The organism is Limnospira sp. (genome assembly GCF_051859755.1).
GTDB classification, from domain to species: domain Bacteria; phylum Cyanobacteriota; class Cyanobacteriia; order Cyanobacteriales; family Microcoleaceae; genus Limnospira; species Limnospira fusiformis.
Genome location: NZ_JBIMLI010000011.1, coordinates 37,762 through 38,940, shown reverse-complemented (window position 1 = coordinate 38,940; position 1,179 = coordinate 37,762). Strand labels below are relative to the sequence as shown.

Sequence of the window (1,179 nt, the reverse complement as noted above, 5' to 3'; positions counted from 1 at the left end):
TCACCCAACCTACACCAACCTACACCAACCTACTTTGGCTAAGATGTAGATAAAAAACCGGGTTTCTCAGGGATAGGAAAGTTTATGAATATTAAATTAGCTCTGGGTAGGTTGGGTGGAGTGCAACGGAACCCAACAGCGGGTATATGTTTCCCACAGGGTGTTGGGTTCCCCCAAGGAGGTTCTCAGAAACCCGGTTTTTTGAAAAAACCGGGTTTCTTGGCCTTGGAAAGGGGTATATGTTGACCCACGGGGTGTTGGGTTTCGCTATGCTTCACCCAACCTACACCAACCTACACCAACCTACTTTGGCTAAGATGTAGATAAAAAACCGGGTTTCTCAGGGATAGGAGAGTTTATGAATATTAAATTAGTGGAATCTTTAGCCCTAGTGGTTCAATCGCTTTCCCCAGAAGAGCGATCGCTTTTAGAGGAGAAGCTGAAAGCACGCCAGCAGGAAACCTCAGCGGCGGGGAAAGATCGTCCTTTTTATGAAACGGCGACTCCAGAAGAAAGGGCGAAAGCGTTTCGGGAATGGGCAGCGAGTCACCCGCGCAACCAGCCCTCTTTATCCGATGAAGCGATTAGCCGAGAAAGCATTTATGGAGAAAGGGGTTAATGTCATTTTTGATTGATACTAATATTCTGTTGCGGAGTGCAGACGCTAATCATTCCATGTACGCCGATGCAGTAACAGCGACAAATATTCTGCTTGCACAAGGGGGAGATGTTTGTATCATTCCCCAAAATTTAATCGAGTTTTGGAATGTTTACACCCGCCCTGTAGATAAGAATGGTTTAGGACATACCCCAACGGAAGCGGCTGCTGAAGTCAATCGATTAAAAGGGCTTTTTTTGCTATTACCGGATAGGTTAGCCATTTATTCGGAGTGGGAAAGGTTGGTGCTGACTTATGGGGTGAGGGGAGTTAATGTCCATGATGCGCGGTTGGTGGCAGCAATGCTGATACATGGATTGACTCATATTCTGACTTTTAATATCAGGGATTTTGCCCGCTATGGGGAAGTGATGGCAGTGCATCCGATGGATGTGCGATCGTAAATTTTGGGCAGCAAAAGAAAGGGGGTTTAGGGCGATCGCTTTGGTATCTTACAGCCTGTTCAGAAATCATATTATCACCTCTCCAAGTCCCTCTCCCTCTGTGGGAGCCAGATTTAG

Annotated in this window: 2 protein-coding genes; both read left to right on the top strand. The window is 46.5% G+C overall.

The window, feature by feature from the left end; genetic code table 11:
- The first annotated feature begins 358 nt into the window (after positions 1-358).
- Positions 359-619: a hypothetical protein gene (locus ACTIE0_RS03585; RefSeq protein ID WP_006620625.1), complete on the top strand. Its 261-nt coding sequence runs from the start codon at positions 359-361 to the stop codon at positions 617-619.
- On the top strand, positions 619-1,062 hold the full coding sequence (locus ACTIE0_RS03580; protein WP_006620624.1) for a type II toxin-antitoxin system VapC family toxin: 444 nt from the start codon (positions 619-621) through the stop codon (positions 1,060-1,062). Before ACTIE0_RS03585 ends, ACTIE0_RS03580 begins: the two co-directional genes overlap by 1 nt.
- Positions 1,063-1,179 lie beyond the last annotated feature (117 nt).

Coding starts and splice junctions, on each gene's coding strand:
- ACTIE0_RS03585 (WP_006620625.1), top strand. CDS start 359: ATGAATATTAAATTAGTGGAATCTTTAGCCCTAGTGGTTCAATCGCTT.
- ACTIE0_RS03580 (WP_006620624.1), top strand. CDS start 619: ATGTCATTTTTGATTGATACTAATATTCTGTTGCGGAGTGCAGACGCT.